At 30.5% G+C, this 17,306-nt stretch carries 26 protein-coding genes, 1 tRNA gene and 2 pseudogenes; 11 read left to right on the top strand and 18 right to left on the bottom strand.

Annotated features, from left to right (window positions below):
- Positions 1–33: 33 nt before the first annotated feature.
- The 3 genes from GXM21_RS05020 (at position 34) to GXM21_RS05010 (ending at position 2,511) form a co-directional block, all read left to right on the top strand.
- On the top strand, positions 34–876 hold the full coding sequence (locus GXM21_RS05020; RefSeq protein WP_008538186.1) for a class II fructose-bisphosphate aldolase: 843 nt from the start codon (positions 34–36) through the stop codon (positions 874–876).
- Positions 877–945: 69 nt separating this feature from the next.
- Positions 946–1,887 (top strand): carbohydrate kinase family protein, encoded by a 942-nt coding sequence (locus tag GXM21_RS05015; protein ID WP_008538188.1) that lies wholly within the window; start codon positions 946–948, stop codon positions 1,885–1,887.
- 15 nt (positions 1,888–1,902) lie between these two features.
- Positions 1,903–2,511, top strand: a complete 609-nt coding sequence (locus GXM21_RS05010) for a P-loop nucleotide/nucleoside kinase family protein (protein WP_008538189.1) — start codon at positions 1,903–1,905, stop codon at positions 2,509–2,511.
- Between the two features lie 55 nt (positions 2,512–2,566).
- Here the strand turns inward: GXM21_RS05010 and GXM21_RS05005 are convergent, their stop codons facing one another.
- The 4 genes from GXM21_RS05005 to GXM21_RS04990 form a co-directional block, all read right to left on the bottom strand.
- On the bottom strand, positions 2,567–3,742 hold the full coding sequence (locus GXM21_RS05005; protein WP_008538190.1) for an MFS transporter: 1,176 nt from the start codon (positions 3,740–3,742) through the stop codon (positions 2,567–2,569).
- Positions 3,743–3,915: 173 nt separating this feature from the next.
- Positions 3,916–4,350: a DUF3887 domain-containing protein gene (locus GXM21_RS05000; protein ID WP_008538191.1), complete on the bottom strand. Its 435-nt coding sequence runs from the start codon at positions 4,348–4,350 to the stop codon at positions 3,916–3,918.
- A gap of 119 nt (positions 4,351–4,469) precedes the next feature.
- Positions 4,470–5,810, bottom strand: coding sequence for a serine hydroxymethyltransferase (locus GXM21_RS04995; RefSeq protein WP_008538192.1), 1,341 nt, complete (start codon positions 5,808–5,810; stop codon positions 4,470–4,472).
- A gap of 64 nt (positions 5,811–5,874) precedes the next feature.
- Positions 5,875–7,140: an SLC13 family permease gene (locus GXM21_RS04990; RefSeq protein WP_008538193.1), complete on the bottom strand. Its 1,266-nt coding sequence runs from the start codon at positions 7,138–7,140 to the stop codon at positions 5,875–5,877.
- A gap of 224 nt (positions 7,141–7,364) precedes the next feature.
- Here GXM21_RS04990 and GXM21_RS04985 point away from each other — a divergent pair.
- Positions 7,365–7,440: transfer RNA gene (locus GXM21_RS04985), tRNA-Lys, on the top strand.
- Positions 7,441–7,669: 229 nt separating this feature from the next.
- Here GXM21_RS04985 and GXM21_RS04980 read toward each other — a convergent pair.
- From GXM21_RS04980 to GXM21_RS04965, 4 genes are all read right to left on the bottom strand, one after another.
- A complete protein-coding gene (locus tag GXM21_RS04980; protein WP_008538194.1) occupies positions 7,670–7,876 on the bottom strand; it encodes a hypothetical protein in 207 nt (68 codons plus the stop codon).
- Between the two features lie 10 nt (positions 7,877–7,886).
- Positions 7,887–8,435 (bottom strand): N-acetylmuramoyl-L-alanine amidase family protein, encoded by a 549-nt coding sequence (locus GXM21_RS04975; RefSeq protein ID WP_008538195.1) that lies wholly within the window; start codon positions 8,433–8,435, stop codon positions 7,887–7,889.
- Between the two features lie 297 nt (positions 8,436–8,732).
- Positions 8,733–8,915 (bottom strand): hypothetical protein, encoded by a 183-nt coding sequence (locus tag GXM21_RS04970; RefSeq protein ID WP_008538196.1) that lies wholly within the window; start codon positions 8,913–8,915, stop codon positions 8,733–8,735.
- A 1-nt stretch (position 8,916) separates the two neighbouring features.
- Entirely contained in the window at positions 8,917–9,255 is a 339-nt protein-coding gene (locus GXM21_RS04965) for a hypothetical protein (protein ID WP_008538197.1), read from the bottom strand.
- 44 nt (positions 9,256–9,299) lie between these two features.
- Here GXM21_RS04965 and GXM21_RS04960 point away from each other — a divergent pair, with 44 nt between their 5' ends.
- Positions 9,300–10,349 (top strand): tyrosine-type recombinase/integrase, encoded by a 1,050-nt coding sequence (locus GXM21_RS04960; RefSeq protein ID WP_163604679.1) that lies wholly within the window; start codon positions 9,300–9,302, stop codon positions 10,347–10,349.
- A gap of 119 nt (positions 10,350–10,468) precedes the next feature.
- Here GXM21_RS04960 and GXM21_RS12835 read toward each other — a convergent pair whose 3' ends face one another.
- The 3 genes from GXM21_RS12835 to GXM21_RS04950 are packed head-to-tail and all read right to left on the bottom strand — an operon-like array spanning position 10,469 to position 11,316.
- Positions 10,469–10,633, bottom strand: coding sequence for a hypothetical protein (locus GXM21_RS12835; protein ID WP_008538201.1), 165 nt, complete (start codon positions 10,631–10,633; stop codon positions 10,469–10,471).
- Positions 10,626–11,036 carry a hypothetical protein gene (locus GXM21_RS04955; RefSeq protein ID WP_008538202.1) on the bottom strand — a complete coding sequence of 137 codons (411 nt, stop codon included), beginning with the start codon at positions 11,034–11,036 and terminating at the stop codon, positions 10,626–10,628. Before GXM21_RS04955 ends, GXM21_RS12835 begins: the two co-directional genes overlap by 8 nt.
- A 4-nt stretch (positions 11,037–11,040) precedes the next feature.
- Entirely contained in the window at positions 11,041–11,316 is a 276-nt protein-coding gene (locus GXM21_RS04950; RefSeq protein ID WP_008538203.1) for a hypothetical protein, read from the bottom strand.
- A 26-nt stretch (positions 11,317–11,342) separates the two neighbouring features.
- Between GXM21_RS04950 and GXM21_RS13205 the strand changes: the two genes are divergently transcribed.
- Complete coding sequence (locus GXM21_RS13205) at positions 11,343–11,570, top strand: gp53-like domain-containing protein (protein ID WP_039881328.1); 228 nt, start codon at positions 11,343–11,345, stop codon at positions 11,568–11,570.
- Positions 11,571–11,763: 193 nt separating this feature from the next.
- On the top strand, positions 11,764–12,003 hold the full coding sequence (locus GXM21_RS13200; protein ID WP_420919722.1) for a gp53-like domain-containing protein: 240 nt from the start codon (positions 11,764–11,766) through the stop codon (positions 12,001–12,003).
- A 14-nt stretch (positions 12,004–12,017) separates the two neighbouring features.
- Here GXM21_RS13200 and GXM21_RS13195 read toward each other — a convergent pair whose 3' ends face one another.
- The gene (locus GXM21_RS13195; RefSeq protein WP_421648072.1) at positions 12,018–12,167 is read right to left on the bottom strand and encodes a hypothetical protein; all 150 of its coding nucleotides are present in this window, start codon (positions 12,165–12,167) and stop codon (positions 12,018–12,020) included.
- Positions 12,168–12,205: 38 nt separating this feature from the next.
- On the opposite strand from GXM21_RS13195, the gene GXM21_RS13190 reads away from it, so the two are divergent.
- On the top strand, positions 12,206–12,430 hold the full coding sequence (locus GXM21_RS13190; protein WP_420919724.1) for a hypothetical protein: 225 nt from the start codon (positions 12,206–12,208) through the stop codon (positions 12,428–12,430).
- 526 nt (positions 12,431–12,956) lie between these two features.
- A pseudogene (locus GXM21_RS04945) lies at positions 12,957–13,118 on the top strand (hypothetical protein); the annotation flags it as partial.
- Position 13,119: 1 nt separating this feature from the next.
- Here GXM21_RS04945 and GXM21_RS04940 read toward each other — a convergent pair.
- Positions 13,120–13,347: a gp53-like domain-containing protein gene (locus GXM21_RS04940; RefSeq protein ID WP_039881330.1), complete on the bottom strand. Its 228-nt coding sequence runs from the start codon at positions 13,345–13,347 to the stop codon at positions 13,120–13,122.
- On the opposite strand from GXM21_RS04940, the gene GXM21_RS13185 reads away from it, so the two are divergent.
- Positions 13,308–13,535 (top strand): gp53-like domain-containing protein, encoded by a 228-nt coding sequence (locus GXM21_RS13185; protein WP_420919719.1) that lies wholly within the window; start codon positions 13,308–13,310, stop codon positions 13,533–13,535. The genes GXM21_RS04940 and GXM21_RS13185 overlap by 40 nt on opposite strands.
- Before the next feature lie 37 nt (positions 13,536–13,572).
- Complete coding sequence (locus GXM21_RS13180) at positions 13,573–13,743, top strand: hypothetical protein (RefSeq protein WP_421648071.1); 171 nt, start codon at positions 13,573–13,575, stop codon at positions 13,741–13,743.
- Here the strand turns inward: GXM21_RS13180 and GXM21_RS12900 are convergent, their stop codons facing one another.
- The 5 genes and pseudogenes from GXM21_RS12900 to GXM21_RS13270 form a co-directional block, all read right to left on the bottom strand.
- Positions 13,744–15,396: a pyocin knob domain-containing protein gene (locus tag GXM21_RS12900; RefSeq protein WP_008538205.1), complete on the bottom strand. Its 1,653-nt coding sequence runs from the start codon at positions 15,394–15,396 to the stop codon at positions 13,744–13,746.
- A gap of 9 nt (positions 15,397–15,405) precedes the next feature.
- Positions 15,406–15,879 carry a hypothetical protein gene (locus tag GXM21_RS04930; RefSeq protein WP_008538206.1) on the bottom strand — a complete coding sequence of 158 codons (474 nt, stop codon included), beginning with the start codon at positions 15,877–15,879 and terminating at the stop codon, positions 15,406–15,408.
- Entirely contained in the window at positions 15,876–16,889 is a 1,014-nt protein-coding gene (locus GXM21_RS04925; RefSeq protein WP_163604678.1) for a putative phage tail protein, read from the bottom strand. Before GXM21_RS04925 ends, GXM21_RS04930 begins: the two co-directional genes overlap by 4 nt.
- A complete protein-coding gene (locus GXM21_RS13275) occupies positions 16,879–17,190 on the bottom strand; it encodes a hypothetical protein (protein ID WP_479680822.1) in 312 nt (103 codons plus the stop codon). The genes GXM21_RS04925 and GXM21_RS13275 overlap by 11 nt, the downstream gene beginning before the upstream one ends.
- Positions 17,179–17,304 (bottom strand): annotated as a pseudogene (locus tag GXM21_RS13270) (hypothetical protein); the annotation flags it as partial. The pseudogene GXM21_RS13270 and the gene GXM21_RS13275, both read right to left, overlap by 12 nt.
- Positions 17,305–17,306: the final 2 nt, after the last annotated feature.

The following is a 17,306-nucleotide window of genomic DNA, read 5'->3' as shown; positions in this document are numbered from 1 at the left end:
TTGATATCTTTTTATATAAAGGGGTTAATTGTTATGTATACTACATTAAAAGAAGTTCTAGCTAAAGCTGATAAATATAATTTTACAGTTGGTTCATTCAATACTCATAATTTAGAAATGCTCCCATATATGATCCGTGCAGCTAAAGATATGGGTTCACCTATCAGTATCCAAACTAGTGTTGGTACAGCTCGTTACATTGGTTATGGTGTATTAGCTAGTGTTTGTAAATATATGGCTGATAATGAAGGTTTAGATATTGTTTTACATTTAGATCATGCTGCTAAATTTACTGATATCAAAGAAGCTATTGAAAATGGCTACTCTTCTGTAATGTTTGATGGTTCCGCATTACCATTAAAAGAAAATATTCTACGTACACAAGAAGTTGTAGAATTTGCACATAAACGAGGAGTTTCTGTAGAAGCGGAACTTGGTACAATAGGTGGTACAGAAGAAGGTATTGCTGTAGCTGCTCATGAAGTAAAATATACAGATCCTAAAATTGCTAAACAATTTGTAGAAGCAACAAATGTTGATGCTTTAGCCGTTGCTGTTGGTACAAATCACGGTCAATATAAATCTAAAACAGATATAAATTTTGACTTATTAAAAGAAATTCATGAAACAGTAGATATTCCACTTGTTATTCATGGTGGTACTGGTGTAAAAGAAGAAGATATTCATAAATGTACTAATTATGGTGTTCGTAAATTCAATGTAGGCACTGAATTATTAGTGGGATGGACAAAAAAAGCAATGGAAAAATTTGCTACTACCAAAGAAAATGCATCTTTAAGAAATAATATTGTACCTTGTAATGAAGTTGTTTATGAAATTGTTAAACACAAAATTGGTATTTTCTTAAATAAATAATTTATTTAAATATGCCTATTGGAAATTTATCCAATAGGCATATTCCCTAGATATAAGGAATGTTATATTATGAAATTTAATCAAAATACAAAATACGATATTGTTGGTATTGGCGCTACTCCTTTAGATACTTTAATGATAATAGAAAATTTTCCTAACGGTAGAGAAGTTCATCCTACTTTAGATTTTATTTGTTCTTCTGGTGGTCCTGTAGGTACTGCTTTATCTACAGCTTCTAAATTAGGTTCTAAAACTATTATGATTGATAAAATTAGCGATGATATTATTGGAAAATCTATTCTTTCAGATTATCTCAAATATGATGTAGATACCTCCTATATACAAATTGAGAAAAATAAACAATCTGCTTCTGCTACAATTTTAGTAAAAAAATCAACTGGTGATAGAGCCATTTATTTCACACCAAGTACAACTACAGAACTATCTGATATATCTCCATTTATTGATGTAATAAAAAATAGTAAAATCTTACATATAAATGGTCGACATAAACAAATCTTATCTGATGCCATTACTATAGCTAAAAATTACAATGTGAAAATATCTTTTGATGGTGGGGCCAATCGTTATAATGAATTCAATGATCTATTAGCTCAAAAATCTGATATATGTATTTTAGCTAAAGATTTTGCTAATAAATATACAAATGAAATAGATACTATTAAAGCACTAAAAATTATTATCGAAAAAGGTTCTTATATTGCTGGTATTACATTAGGTGATAAAGGAAGCTATATTATGGATAATAATTATAATATAATTTATCAACCAGCATTTAAACAAAAAAATATTATAGATACTACGGGTTGTGGTGATAGTTATCATGGAGCTTTTCTTTATGGCTTAATAAATAATTTTTCTCTTACCCAAACAACACAAATTGCTAGTGCAGTTGCTAGTATTAATACTCAAAAATTAGGTAGTAGAGGAAATTTACCTAATTTAACAGAGTTAAAACATTTTTTAAAAAATAATTATATAGTAATTTAAATAAGGTTTGATATTATGAAAAATTTTTTAATTTTAATTGCGGGATATCCTGGTACAGGAAAATCCTATTTATGTAAAATGATACTAAAAGAATATCCTGATTTTGTTACTTTTTCACCTGATGAAGTAAAAGAACAATTATGGGATAAATATGGTTTTAAAAACTTAGATGAAAAAAATAAATTGATCAATTTAAGTTGGGAATACTACTATTCTTTTATTGAAAAATTAATGATTTCTGATAAAAATATCATTAGTGATTATCCTTTTAGTGATAATCAAAAAAATTATCTATTAAATTTATCTAAAAAATATAATTATAAAATCATTACGATCAGAATGACTGCTGATTTAGAAATTTTATTTAAGCGACAAAAAACTAGGGACTTAGATCCTTCTAGACATTTAGGACATATCTTAAACAAATATGACCCTAAGCAAAAAACTATTGATAGAACTCATGCTGAGGGATTATTATCTCATGATGAATTTATTAATAGATGTCTGAACAGAGGATATAATAAATTTCAACTAGGTGATTTATTAACGATCGATGTTAGTGATTTCACAACTGCTGATTATAAAACATTATTATCTAACTTAAATCACATAATAAAAAATTAAAATAAAAATAACATCTCTATTTCTTAATAAGAAGATTAGAGATGTTATTTTTATTTTACATTACCACATTTTCTTTTCGAGATTTTATAATCATACCTATATAAAATAAAAATGCTAATAAAGCCGCTATTGCTGAACACATATAAACTGCTCTAAAGCCATATATAGGCACAACCATACCTAAAATATATGGCCCTATGCCATTTCCTAAATCCAACGCTATATATAATGTTGAAGTTGCTAAACTAAATTTATTTAACTTAACTTTTTGTACAGCAATAGTTTGACCTGCTGAAGGAATAGAACCATATCCTATACCTACTAAAACAGCACCTAACAATAATACTAAATTAGAATGAGCTAAAGCAATAGCAACAAATCCTAAAATCATAGTGAATAAAATAGGTACCATTACCACATGATTACCATATCTATCGATCATTACACCAGATATAGGTCTAAAGATTAAACAAGCGATAGAATATGCTATATAAAATAAACTTCCACCTAATAATAAACCAATAGTTTCACTATATGTACCAATATAACTCATTACGGCAGAATAACCAATAGCACCTAACAATGCTACGATAGAAATTGGAGTAGCCGTAGGTTCAAAGAAAGTTCTTAAACGAAAAGATTTAACTTCTACACGTTGACGAAAACCTACTTTTATTTCTGTTATATTCAAAATAAAAGCCAAAACAATTAAACTAATTGATAAAACATCACATAAAACAAGTGCATATAAAGGATTTATCTGTGGTAAACTAATTCCTAAAAACGGACCAATTGCAGAGCCTAAAGTAATGCTCAAAGTGAAATAACCAATACCTTCACCACGTCTACTTTCTGGAACAATAGATGCTACTGTAGTAGCAATAACAGTAGAAGCCATACCATAAGTCATACCCTGTACAAAACGCAATGTACATAAAAACAACATACCATCAATAAAATGATAACCAAATGTACATATAGCATGAATTACTACTGCAATGATTAACATTCTTTTTCTACCAATGAAATCCATATATCTACTAATAACCAAACGTGCTACCAATGCGCCCACAATGAAAATCCCTGAGGCTAATCCTGCTTCACTGACAGAAACATTAAATTCTGTAATAGCCAATTTAGTTGTATAAACCATCAATAAATAAAATACTACAAATAATAACAAATTGCCTACAATGTTTAATACATAATCCTTTGACCAAAGCTTCTCCATAAAAAACTCCCTTTCTTAAATTTATTCCCCGACATAGATATTAATTCTATCATCTTTTTTATTTTTTACAATACTATTTAACTAGTATATAAAAAAAAGAATAGGTTTTTTATATAATCATATAAAAAACCTATTCTTTAATTCAATTACTTATTTAATTTATAAAAATACAATTATTGTTGAGCACTTTCTTGAGCTTGTTGATTTTGTTGTATAGGTAATAAACCAAATTCTACTAATTTATTATTTTTATCAAAAATAAAAACTATAGCTACAACATTTTCTTGGCTAAAAGAAGTTAGATATGTTACTTTGTCTTGATTATTATAACGTTCAAAAGAATAAAATTTACTTTCTTTCAAATCGCCAAATTTAGTTTTCACTTCATTTTTTAATGCATCATATGCTTTTGCATCAAAATTCTTTTTTAATCCATTATCAATATTTGCTACTAATTTATCATATGGAACTTTTTCTGTTGTAATACCACTGATAAATGTTTCAGCAACTTTTTGATCTTTATTTAAATCTCCGCCATCAGCTGCCATACACACACTAGAAAATGCCATCATCATAACAGCTACAAAAATCAATACTATTTTTTTCATTATAAAACCTCCCTTAGTTTTATTTATTTTTCCCTTACTATAACATTTAATTTATATTACTACAATAAATTTTATAGTTAATACAAATATCTATAAATAAATTTTATACTAAATAGATATTATTTTTTCATGAAACTAAATAATTTTTTCATTACAGCCATTTTTCTTTCAGCTGCTAATTCATGAGATATATTTATATCTTTTGCACTATAAAGAGGATTTAATACATCTTTAAACGCTAACCATTCATCAGAAAATAATGGACATTCCATAGCAATATCTACTGCTTCTTGTCTTACTTCTTCAATAATTGCCATATCATCAATATTTTTCAATACCTTAGCCATCATTTTACCAATGTGTTCCATCTGCACTTCTTTAAGCCCTCTAGTTGTTAAAATCAAACTAGATAATCTCAAGATTTCAAAATTAAGATTTTCATCACAAGTAGATAATACGGTTGGTTTTACGATAAAACCTGCACTTTGTAAAGCATTATGAGCTTTTTTACAGCTAATACCTAATTTAGTAAGGTTCACTAAAACTAAATTTGTATCAGTTCCTTTACATAAAATTGTAATGCCTTCTTCTTCTAGTCCTTTTTGAAGTGCTTTTGCATTTAATACAACTTGTTTAGTATACTGTTTGAATTTTTCTGTAGTCGCTTCTTTAAATATAACAGCTAAACTAGCTAAAATATTTTTTTTCAAAGAAAAATGTCCTGTAGTGATAACTGTTTTATCAATGATATCAGCTAATTCTTTTTTACATAAAATTACTGAACTTTGTGGTCCTCTTAAAGAATCATGTGTTGAAAAAGTTACTACATCTGCATAAGGTACTGGTGAAGGTATTTGCCCTGTTGCTACAAGACCTACATTTTGACAAATATCAAACCACATATAAGCACCTATATCATGTGCAATTTTAGCTAATCTTTCATAATCTATAACTCTTGGATAATTAACTGGTGAAAAAATTATCACTTTAGGTTTATGTTCTTTGGCTATTTGTTCAACTCTATCTAGATTTAATAATTGTGTTTTAGGGTCAATACTAAATCTAACAAAATTAAATTCTAAATTTTTACTATTACAATGGTCGCTTTTTCTATTATCTAAAGATAATATAGTATCGCCTTTTTTAGCTAAGCTATAAAAAACAACGCGAGAAGCAGCTGCTATACTTTCTAAACGAATAACTGCATGTTCACTGCCAAATAATTTATTAATGCGATTAATAGTGATTTCTTCTAAGCCTGTAGGTTTAGCTTCATCATGGTGTGTTGTCAATGTATTTGACAAAATACTACCTTCAAGATATGTGCTTAAAGGTGATGAATAATTTTCCTCTGGCATAAAAGATAAGGTATATTTTTGTCTTTGTAACTCTTCTTGAAAGAATGTATATAATTCTGTATCAAATGAAGCAATCGTACTAAGAGCATTTTCTCTATCCATAAAATCAATCCTTTAACTATAAATAAAATCTAAAATAAAACTCTCTTATACTATCTGATATTCATCATGGGAAAAATGGCCAGAAGAACGGAATTACAATCATGCAAACAACTAGAGAAACTACAACAAGTGGCAAACCGACTTTTACATAATCCATAAATTTAAAATGACCTGGTATCAGTACCAAAGTATTCGGTGGCGTTGCAACTGGTGTTGTAAATGCACAAGAAGCAGCAATACCTATTGCCATAAGCACAGGATAAGGTGATGCACCTATAGATTGTGCTATAGATATACCAATTGGTGCTAATAACGCTGCAGCAGCTGTATTTGACATAAATTGTGTAAGCCCACAAGATAAAATAAACATTGCTACAACTATTAACATTGGAGATGGATTATCCCCAATAATTCCTACTACACCATCTGCTATCATTTTACCTGCACCACTTTTATCCATAGCAGAAGCAAGTGGTAGCATACCTGCAAATAAGAAAATAGTAACCCAGTCAATACCTAAATAAGCTTGTTTTTCAGATAAACAACCTGTTAATACGCAAGCTAACGCTCCTATTATCGCAGTAGTTTGCATTGGTATACCAATATTTTTTTCAAAAGCCATACCTAATACAACTAAAATTAAGATAACAGTACATATTATCATTTTCTTTGGATCTTTGACTTCATCTGAAGCTTTATCATTCTCTACAGTTTCTACATAATGTCTAGGGCAGAATTTTCTACCTATACTTAACATATAAACCATACCAGCTATAGATAAAGGTACACCAATATACGCAAATTCAAAAAATCCAAAAGGTTCTAATCCTGTTGCCTGAAGTGTTGCACTCATTAAAATATTTGGTGGGGTACCAACCATAGTGATTGTTCCACCAACATTTGCAGCTACTGCTAATGCCATCAATTGTGGGGATACAGGTATTTTTGCTACCGCACAAATTTGAATTACTACTGGCATCAAACAAGCTACTGTAGCTGTATTTGATGATACTGCTGATAATAAAATAGTAATGCACATCAAAGCTGCCATCAAACGATTTTCACTAGTTCCAGCGCTTTTTACTACTTTTATACCAATTTTTTGTGCCAATCCAGTCTGAAACATCGCTGCTCCAATGACAAACATACCAGCAAATAAAACTACTGTGGAATCAGAAAGACCAGAAAACACTTGTTGTGGAGTAAGTACTCCTAAAAGACCTAATGCAATAGATGCACCTATAGCCGTAACAGCCAATGGAATAAGCTCTGTTACAAAGAAAAATGCTGCTACAGCTAAAACGCATAAAGTTATTACTGCAGGGCTCATAAAATTCCTCCTATCAAATATTTTTTTATTTCTGCAACAGTAATTTTTATTATATCATAATTATTCATAAATTCTAAGACAATACGAAAAAAGATTACATATTTTTAAGTTTTACTATTGAAAATTATTTATTAAATTTTGTAACATTTTAGTCATATGAAAAAAATTATAAAAAAGTATTGCAAAATACATAAATGAGCAGTATAATAATTTTTGTTATTAATGACTCACTAGCTCAATTGGTAGAGCATCTGACTCTTAATCAGCAGGTTCCGGGTTCGAGTCCCGGGTGGGTCACCACCCGCAAATCCGCGTCGCAATTAGTGTTGCGACGCTTTTTATTTTTCTGACATTTATAGTCAGACGATTTCTGACATCATATTTTGACATCATGACAAACTTACTAGGAAATATTAAATGTGTCACACTATAAAAAAAGCCCCTATTACCTAGAATTTTATTCTAAATAATAGGGGCTTTTTAGCAATAAGAAAACGTTATTTAATTATACTAGAAGTTTACTCCTTTCTTAAATTTTATCTATAATTTTATTTACTTCTGCAATACCTTTACCATCTAGCTTATCTACTATTCTAAGATATGCTGTATTTCTGGCTACCACAGAAGTACTGGTAGTTGTGGCTATTTGTTTTTGTAATTTGTCCTTAAGCTTTCGCTTTTCATCATCTAATTTAGATTTAATGAAAATCTTTGCAAATTCTTTTAATATGTTCATACATTCTCCTTTAAAATAATTTTTCTGCGTCAGTAATTCCACGAGAAATGGCATTAGCAAATTCTTCTATTCTATACATAAGTTTATAAGCGTCTTCTTCATTAGAGATAAATGCTGTTTCTACCAATACCGCAGGCATACTTGTTTCCCTTAATACACACAAATCAGGTCTTGCTTTTACACCACGGTCTACTGTACTCAGAGAATTAACAATTTGTGCCTGAATACATTTAGCTAAAATATTAGATTTTCCACCATCTAAAGCATAAACTAATGTTTCTGTTCCTTTTGCACTAGCATTAACTGCACTATTACAATGAATAGATACAAAAATATCTGCACTACTATTATTTGCAGTAGCACAGACATTAGGCTTACCTTCTGTTTCTCCATTTAAATTATCTGATTGCAATAGCTGGCATGGATAACCGATAACTTCCATTGTCTTTTTTACTTTTTCTCCAATAGCTAAAGCAATATCTACCTCTCTAATTCCATTCGCACATGCTCCAGGGTCTAAGTCCATATCATGTCCAGGATTGATAAAAATTCGTAACAATTAAATACACTCCTTTTATTAAACTAGTCGAATTCGACCAGTTTGTTTAATTTAACTAAAAATAAATTAAATTTTAACTTAAATCTGCCAATAATCTACCGATTATCTACAAATAAAATCCTTTAATAGTGCGGGTTATAGGTTTTTACCTTCTAATAACCTTCCAATAATCTACCGATTAGCAACCAATTATTTAACCACATCGAAATCGACACTATTAAAACCCATCAAATTCGATGGGTTTTACAAAAACAACTATTTTTGCAACATATTATGCATACACATTACAAAAAGTGCCTATTTTGTAATATCTTTATTTGTAGAATTATTAACTCGTACTAGACCTCCCAAATACCCAAGAAGTCCAGCACTTATTGTTGTAGATAGTTCTGCATTACCATAAAAAATAGCCGTTATTAAAGCTATTACAAGCCCGATAACGACTACTAAATTTACTATATCCAGTTTTTCATATTGCATTTTATCCCTCCTCTTTTCTTTGAGGTAATTGAATTGTTTTATTATACAATCCAGTTATAGCTCCATTCCCTCCTAATGCTTTATAAGTATTATACATATCTGTTAAGTTTTCTAATGCCCAAATTGGTAAGAAGCCTTCTTTTTCTGCGTTGTGACAAATATTTATAATTTCCACTCGCAGAAGTCCTCTTATTGCTCCATCTATATTTTGTGCTTTTTTATCTTTTTCTTCCTGCTCTTTTTTATATTCCTTATATAAGTTATATGCAAATTTTACAATACCAGCTTGTACAACCAATATTATTAAATTAATCCAATCATTTTCTAAAAAATTATTCATGTTCTACCTCCTTTGATAAACTCCTATAGAGGAGTTGATTTATTTTGAATAATAAAAGATTAAAATTACCTAATGGGTTTGGTAGTATTACCAAGAAAAGTGGTCGCCGTAGACGTCCCTATGAAATAAGAAAATTCATTGACGGACGTCAAAAAGTTATAGGTTATGAAACCACCTATGAAAGTGCCTTAGCTTTTTTATGCGAATATAATAAAAATCCGTTGTTATTTAGTCCTAGTGAAATTACTTTTGATGAACTATTCTGTTTAGTAAAAGCTTATTTGTACCCACGTATTAAAGAACGTACACAGTCTAGCTATAATTGTGCTTATAAACATCTAAATCGTTTATACGATAAACAGTTTGCTAAAATTCGTATTGGTGATTTACAATCTGCAATTCGAGATATTCACGACAGTGGTGCTGGATATAGTACACAAAAGAAAGCTAGACAAGTTCTACATCACATGTATACCTACGCAGTGAAGTATGAGATAATTCCACCAGAAAAAGATATTAGTCGGTATATTGATATAGACAAAGATAAAAAAGTCTATAAAAAAACCATATTCAATACCCGACAGATTTATAAACTTTTCCGAGCCACCGATGAACACCGATATGCCAAAATGATACTAATGCACATGATGTTAGGTACTCGTCCTAGTGAATTTTTAGCAATAGAAAAAACTGATGTAAAGCTTAGACAACGTTACCTAATAATAAGAGAAAGTAAGACAGAAGCTGGTAGAAATAGAATTATTCCATTGCATAAACAAACGTTACCTTTTTGGATAGAATTTTTAGCAGAAAATAATAAATTTATAGCTTGTGATAAACATGGTATACATTTGAATTACAGCAGATTTAGAACCAAATTTGATAAAACACTAATTGAATTAAATATTAAATATCACACACCTCATGAGTGTCGACATACTTTAGCTAGTTTATTGAATAATGTCGGTGCTAATATAACAGCAAGTAAACGCATTTTAGGTCATGCCAGCAATGACATAACCGAAAAACACTATACACATAAGGACCTACATCAGTTAAAAAAAGCTATGGATTTAATAGTTTTTAAATATTAAATTTTGGCACTAATACGGCGTTAATGTTAATCTATATAAATTGCTATATTCCTTTATTTTCTAAGGTGGAACATGGCACAAATACGGTAATATAATTTTTGACATAATAAAAGCACCCTCTAAGCCTTATTATTATTAGCTTCTTGGGTGCTTTTTGCTTTTTCTGCTAACACTTTCTTTTCTGTTTCTATAAGTTCTTTTCGTTTGTAATCAGGACACTTTTTATTAGTGCAAAAGCCTTCTGTATCAAGTTTTCTTCCACAAAATGTACAAAATTTAAGCATTTGTCAATTCCTCCAATTTTTTTGCATATTCATCTAATATATTTTGTCTTTCCTGTTGCAATTCACTAACATATTCATCATCATTGTTATTTTTGGCAATCTGTATTGCCTCATCAATTGCTTTAACATTAGCTTCATATTCTGCTTTAAGAGCATTTGCTTGCTCCTCTAATGTAATAACTCTAGCAGGTGCAGAAATAGGTTTTCCAGTAATACTATCCCTTATATATCCTGTATCATTATCACCATCTCCACAATTACCAGTATAGTAATTCCAATCTTCATCAGATACTTCAATATATCCTTCATTTTTCAATTTTTCTACACCTCCCCAATCATTAACTAAAATCAAAGGAACAGCAGATATTTTTTTACCTTCTTCATCAAATTTCATTAAATACATAAAATCAGCCTTTCTTTAATAAACCTTTATTTATCAAATCGTAAATCACGTTTGGTAATTCTAATGTCATATAACTTATACCTTCGCAAATCTCTTTTTCTATTTTTAGTAATGCTGTTTTTTCACCTCTTGTCCATTCTGCTATTAAAATCATATAATCAAAGCCATCACAGTATATCATATATTCTAAACGGTTATATTTATTATCATTAGATTTTTTATATTCAAAACCATGTTTTATAAAATTTTTTACATCAGATGTATTTATAAATAAATTCATTTTTTCAACTCCTTTAACAATGGGGATTGTCATCTAGTAGTTCTTCTGGAGATAGTAACATTTCTATTAACCTTCCTATATCTTTTAGTGATATATATTGTGTAATATCTAATTTATATTCTACAAATGGTTCCTATAATAATGCTGGAGGCGGAGCAGACAATATAATAAAAATTACAACAAATAGTTTTATTTTTCATCATGGTTCAGATGTTGCTAATTGTAAAATATATTGGATTGCAATAGGAATTTAATTACCTATTGCAATATAACAATAAATATCACTATTTTGACCACTACGTTGTTCTATCTTAAAATTAGAAGTATTTCTTGATTGTATTTCAATATCAAAAACTCCACCATCTACTATTGCGTAAAGAGAATTAAATGATATAGGAAAATTTAAGGTATAAAATCCTGTGCCATAGATTATATTAATACTTCCCCATTGTTCAAAGTAAACAATGGGGAAGTGCCAATGGAGCAGATGGTCCTAACCCTCCGTGGTATAACTTCCCTATTTCTTTTCCTGATATATGTTATCAAGTAGTTACAAACCGTCAAGATAATGGTTGGGGAGCAAAAGATGGTAACTCTGCTGGTGCTTGCGATTGGAATAAAACGCAAGTTAGAATATATTCCAATGATGGCGCTGTTCCAGTAAATTATATTGCAATAGGTAAATAAAATAATATTTTATATTAAATACCTAACGCTAACCATAAACCATCATTATTAGTACCACAAAGAATTTGAAAACTTTTTACACTTAAACTATATACTCTATCTGAACCTTGTCCACCTCCAATAGGAGTTACTATACAACAAAAAGCTTGCTGGGTAAACGCTATAGGAAAAATTATAGTTTGAGTATCATGCCCTTTTCCCCATTGTACAATGGGGAACTTCTGATTTTGGAAAAGAAAATGCTTTTCCTATTAATTTCAATGTATTATTCGCATTTGATTTTAGTACTTACTCAACATCAGGAGATTATAGTAATAGCGGAGACGGCGTAGATAGTATAATTTTGATAAATGAAACCAAATTTAAAGTAAATCATGGAAGCAATATTAGTAATGCAAAATTATTTTGGATAGCAATAGGAAACTAAAATCCAATAAAAAATAAATTGCATTATAAATACATTTCTATTATTAAACTCCAATAGCTATATAGCCACCATAATAAGTATCTACAGTTAATGTATAATAAAAACCATTTAAAGCTGTTGGTTTTTTAGGCAAGAAAGAACCTCCTCCACTATAAGGATGTTCTCCTCCTATACTTAAAGTACAAAATTTAGAAAAACTAATAGGATATATATTATCGCCATTAATACAAGTTCCCCATTGTACAATGGGTAGTTGGTTCAAATCGTGATAGTGGTGGTGAAGTGTATTATTCAAAAACATGGCCCGTTGCTTTTAATACTATTTTCGTGGCTGTAGATGCTAACATATTTAATTCAGGGCGAGGTACAGATGCAGATGTTAGAGGTTTACGAAATGTAAATAACACATCTTTTCAGTATTGTTCCCAATACGGGACAAGAAATATATTAGGTATAGGTATATAAACAATGGGGAAATAATAATGGACAAGGGAGTTATTCTCGTAAAGTATATTCATTCCCTGTAGCATATTCTTCTGCTGTTTATATGATGTCGGCTAATCCTAAAGGAAATGTAGGTACAGGGGCAACAAAAAATGCTCATTCAGCAAATGTAGAAAGTTTAACCCAATTCTCTATTTCTGTTGGCGAACATAGTAGTATGTTTTGGTTTTCTATAGGTAAATAATTTATTTTCCTATTGCTAAATACGTGGCGATATTACTCGCATTAGAACTTTCCCATCTACTATGAACATTAATACTTTTATTATTAAAACTACAGCCAGTATATCCAATATCATTTGCTACACCTATGGCAGCATAACAAATATTGAAAGCAATCGGAAAGTTACCACTAAATGTATCCCAGCTAGTTTTTGTTAATTTTCCCCATTGTACAATGGGGAATTCTTTCAAATGTACAACAATCTATAACAATAAATTTCCCAATATCATTTGTAAATAATATATTTTCAATAACAGCATCTCATGCTACATCTCAATATGAAGATTTAGTAATTACTACAATTTCAAAAACAGGAGCTGTTTTTTATGGCAGAGGTGTACAACAAGGGCAAACTAGATATATTGCAATAGGAGTTTAAACAATGGGGAAGTGGAGAGGGAAATTTTACTTTTCCAATTAGTTTTACACAAACGTGTTTTTCTGTTTTTCTTACAAGAAATAGAGGAGGTTACGAATATTCGTTAATAGTTGCAAGTAAGTCGTTGACAAATGTAACGTGGATATCACGTGGTCATGGTAGTGGAGGTGGAGATGCTTTAGGTTATATTTTGGCAATAGGAATTTAATTAAATTCCTATTGCTATCCAAAATAATTTTGCATTACTAATATTACTCCCATGATTTACTTTAAATTTGGTGTTATTTATCAAAGTTATACTATCTACACCATCTCCGTTATTACTATAATCTCCTGATGTTGAGTAAGTGCTAAAGTTAAATACGAATAATACATTAAAACTAATAGGAAAATTATTTTCTTTTCCAAAGTCAGAACTTCCCCATTGTAGAATTAGACCATTACTAAATTTAACCCAACCATTTTGTGTTAAGCTACCACCAACAATACCACCAAGTGTACCATCATTTTTAAATTGATTGATGAGGTTTCTAACAAATTCAGTTGTAGCTATTTTTGTACTATTATCGCTTGTTGCAGGTGTAGGTGATGTCGGAGTGCCACTAAATGCCGGGCTTGCTTTTGGTGCCTTATTATCGTTTAAACTTTTTATGCTTGTTGGTGAGTTTTCAGCATAAGTACCTGTTCCTTGAATTTGTTTAAATTTTGTACAAAAGGAATTGAGTATTTCTGAAATATTTCCTACTGTTAAAATTTCAGCATTTGAATTTAATGTTAAATCTTCTGTTTTATAAAGATATCCTGTAATATCTTTACCATTTTTATCTTGAGTAGCTCTTGTAGAATTTCCTACATTATTAATAGTAACAGTAGATGTTGTCCCATTTCCTTTTGTTAGAGTTAATGTAGCATTAGAAGCCGTAATACTTTTTATATATGTTGTATTTATTGCTTGACCTTGACTATCTTGAGTAGCTTTAGTTGCTCCAGCAACAGTATCTGAAGTAATTGCTACTTTAACCCAACCACTCCAAGCTTCAGTATTAACTCTCTGTCTAATCCATATTCTACCATCTGTTGGTAATGCCATTTGAACTAAATAAGTTCCACCTGTACCACTACCACCGTTATAATTATTATTAAATACTAATAATGTACCCCAACTTGTACCAGTCCAAGCATTACTTAAATTTCCACTAAAACGATAAATACCTTCAACTGTACAAACATTCATATCATTTTGAGTAGTTTGATTACGTTTTAAATAACTACTATCATGATTGTGAGCAGACGGCGCAAATGTTGATGGTTTTCCTGTGATTAAATTCCATGCAAGGCTTTTCCAGACGCCGTCTCCTGTAAAAATAGATGTTGCACTACCATCTCTTTTGGGCATTAGTCCATTTGCCGTTGTTGATACAACTGCTGTACTTGCTTTGCCGTTCCATGTAGTTTTTTCTGTATCTGTTACAAAACGGTGGGTCGTGTCCTGAGTAATCATACTTGCAGGGTGCGTGCTTGGGTGTATATAATTATTAGCTCCAGCAGCAATTCCATCTAATTTTTTCTTTAGTTCTGGGGTCATATAACCTTTTAAACTATCTGTAACCACTCGCCAATCTTGAGCATTTACTACATTTTGCAATGTATCATGCCATTGTTTAAGTAGCTTATCGTTACTTACAAGTACTCCTAATATTAAATTCATGGTCGAATAAAGTACTGGGTCTTTTTGTATTAGTTGTGGAACTTCCAAAAAGAAATCATTATCATTAGCTATCGGTTCCTTTGGTCTTTTAAATCCATTTATCTCACTTGGCATTAATAAGCTAAAATTTTTTTTTAATTCTTCACTATTCATCTAATCACCTCAAAATTCTACAGTCCAGCGAAATACAGCGCCACTTTCTGCGTCTATACCTTTACTTGTTAAAAGCCTCATTTTTGCGGCGGTGCGGTCGTCCTCATCAATCAGAGCAACCTCATTGATATCTCCCGTATAATCTCCGGCTTCAATCTCTGCTTCAAAACAAACAGACGTTTCAAACGGATAAGTTACAGAAGTAATATCTTTAGTTAAAACAACATTATTAAGTGAACCATTGTCTGTTGGTGGTGCAGGATTTCCTTGCTCGTCTGTTTCCCCTGCTATACCAAAAGCCATTTTTACAATTTTACTTATTCTCCCTGTTGTTCCTATAGCTTGTGCAAATGCCGCTCTGTAATCAGTCGTAGTTTTCTTATTGGACTGCAAGAAGGTATCTGTATTAAAATCTGCCAGCGGTGCCGGTTCACCGTTTATTGCCAATGTTTGTTTCGGATTAATATTTTGTGTATCGCTCATAATTTTTCAAACGTTCCTTTCTTCATGTTTCCATTTTTATCTATACTGTAGCAGGTACATAAATTTTCCATCTGTGTATTTTGCAAGGTGTAATCGCCGCTCCATGCGTGGCTGCCGTCCCAACAAAAAGAGCCGTCCCATAGGTTTTTTGCGTTCCCTGTGGTTCGGCTCTGCATAGCATTAATTTTACCTGTATTTAATGCCCTGTGTTCAATGTTTTGTTTTAAGTCTATATCTACATAATAAATACTGCCTGCTTTATGGCTTGTTAAAAGTCTGTGCTTAGATGTTATTTTATACGTTATATCTGCGCTTTGTCCTGTCTTAAAGGTCTGTGTAGAATTAACTTTAGTTAAAATGTCTATAACATGGGACTGCCTTTCTTTGTATTTTGCATCCGGTTTTATGCCACTCCAGTCGATACTGCCGTCCCAGCACCATACGCCGTCCCAGTACGTATTTTCCGCCGTGCCCAAATTCCAGAAATTATGGTTGGCATTTAAATAATTAATAATTTTTACAGTATTAATTATTTTTGTTAATAAAAATATTTTTAATGATGTATAAAATCCTAGATGTGCTGGTTTATATAAGTTTATACTTTTATTTATATTATCCCAGTCTATTTTGTCATCAGCTGCAACCTCGATTTCAAAACAATATTCAGAATTATGTTCTATTATTTTGGCAGATTTTTTTTCTGAATATCTATTTACTAAATCAGTTAAAAATCTCGGTGTAACTGATACAGGTTTTGCTAAATATAACTTAATACGATTTCTACGCTCAGAGTAATTACCTGTAGTGTCTTGTATATTAAGTTCTTTTTCCCATAAATCTAAACCCCATGTTGCAGTATCTACATAAAACTGTTCTAAAATATTTTTTATTTTATCTCGTATAGCATCTATTTCTATACCTTGTGTATCTAAAATACTTTGCATTATTTTACTGTCTTGATAATACCAATCAGTAAAAGTAAGCATTTCTTTTCCTTTATCACTTTTCATTCAATACCACCTCACCAGTAACAGCTACTTGCTCATCATTGGTTGGTATATTTTCTGTGTTATTGTTTAATTTTAAATCTGTATAATCTAATACACCATTTATATTTATTAATAAACCACCTATTTTAGACAAATATATTGTATTAGAATTGAACGCATTTTCTTTTAAATAGTTTTCTACACTATTTTTAAAAAGTGCTTGCACTTTTTCTAATGTAGTTATTTCCTTATCTATAACAACATTAGCATTTATATTTATAGTTATAGCTTCTGCACTAATTACAGTGACATCTGCTCCAATAGGAGCTTGTCTTTCTCCTAAATTATTATCACCAGCAATATAATCTTGAACCTTTTTAACCAATTCATCGGTTGCAGGCTCATCATCTCCGCCTAAAATAATTACTTTCACTGTCC

It is taken from the genome of Megamonas funiformis, assembly GCF_010669225.1.
In the GTDB taxonomy this organism is placed as follows: domain Bacteria; phylum Bacillota; class Negativicutes; order Selenomonadales; family Selenomonadaceae; genus Megamonas; species Megamonas funiformis.
Note: the sequence above shows the minus strand (reverse complement) of the source record. Positions and strands in the feature narration are given on the sequence as shown.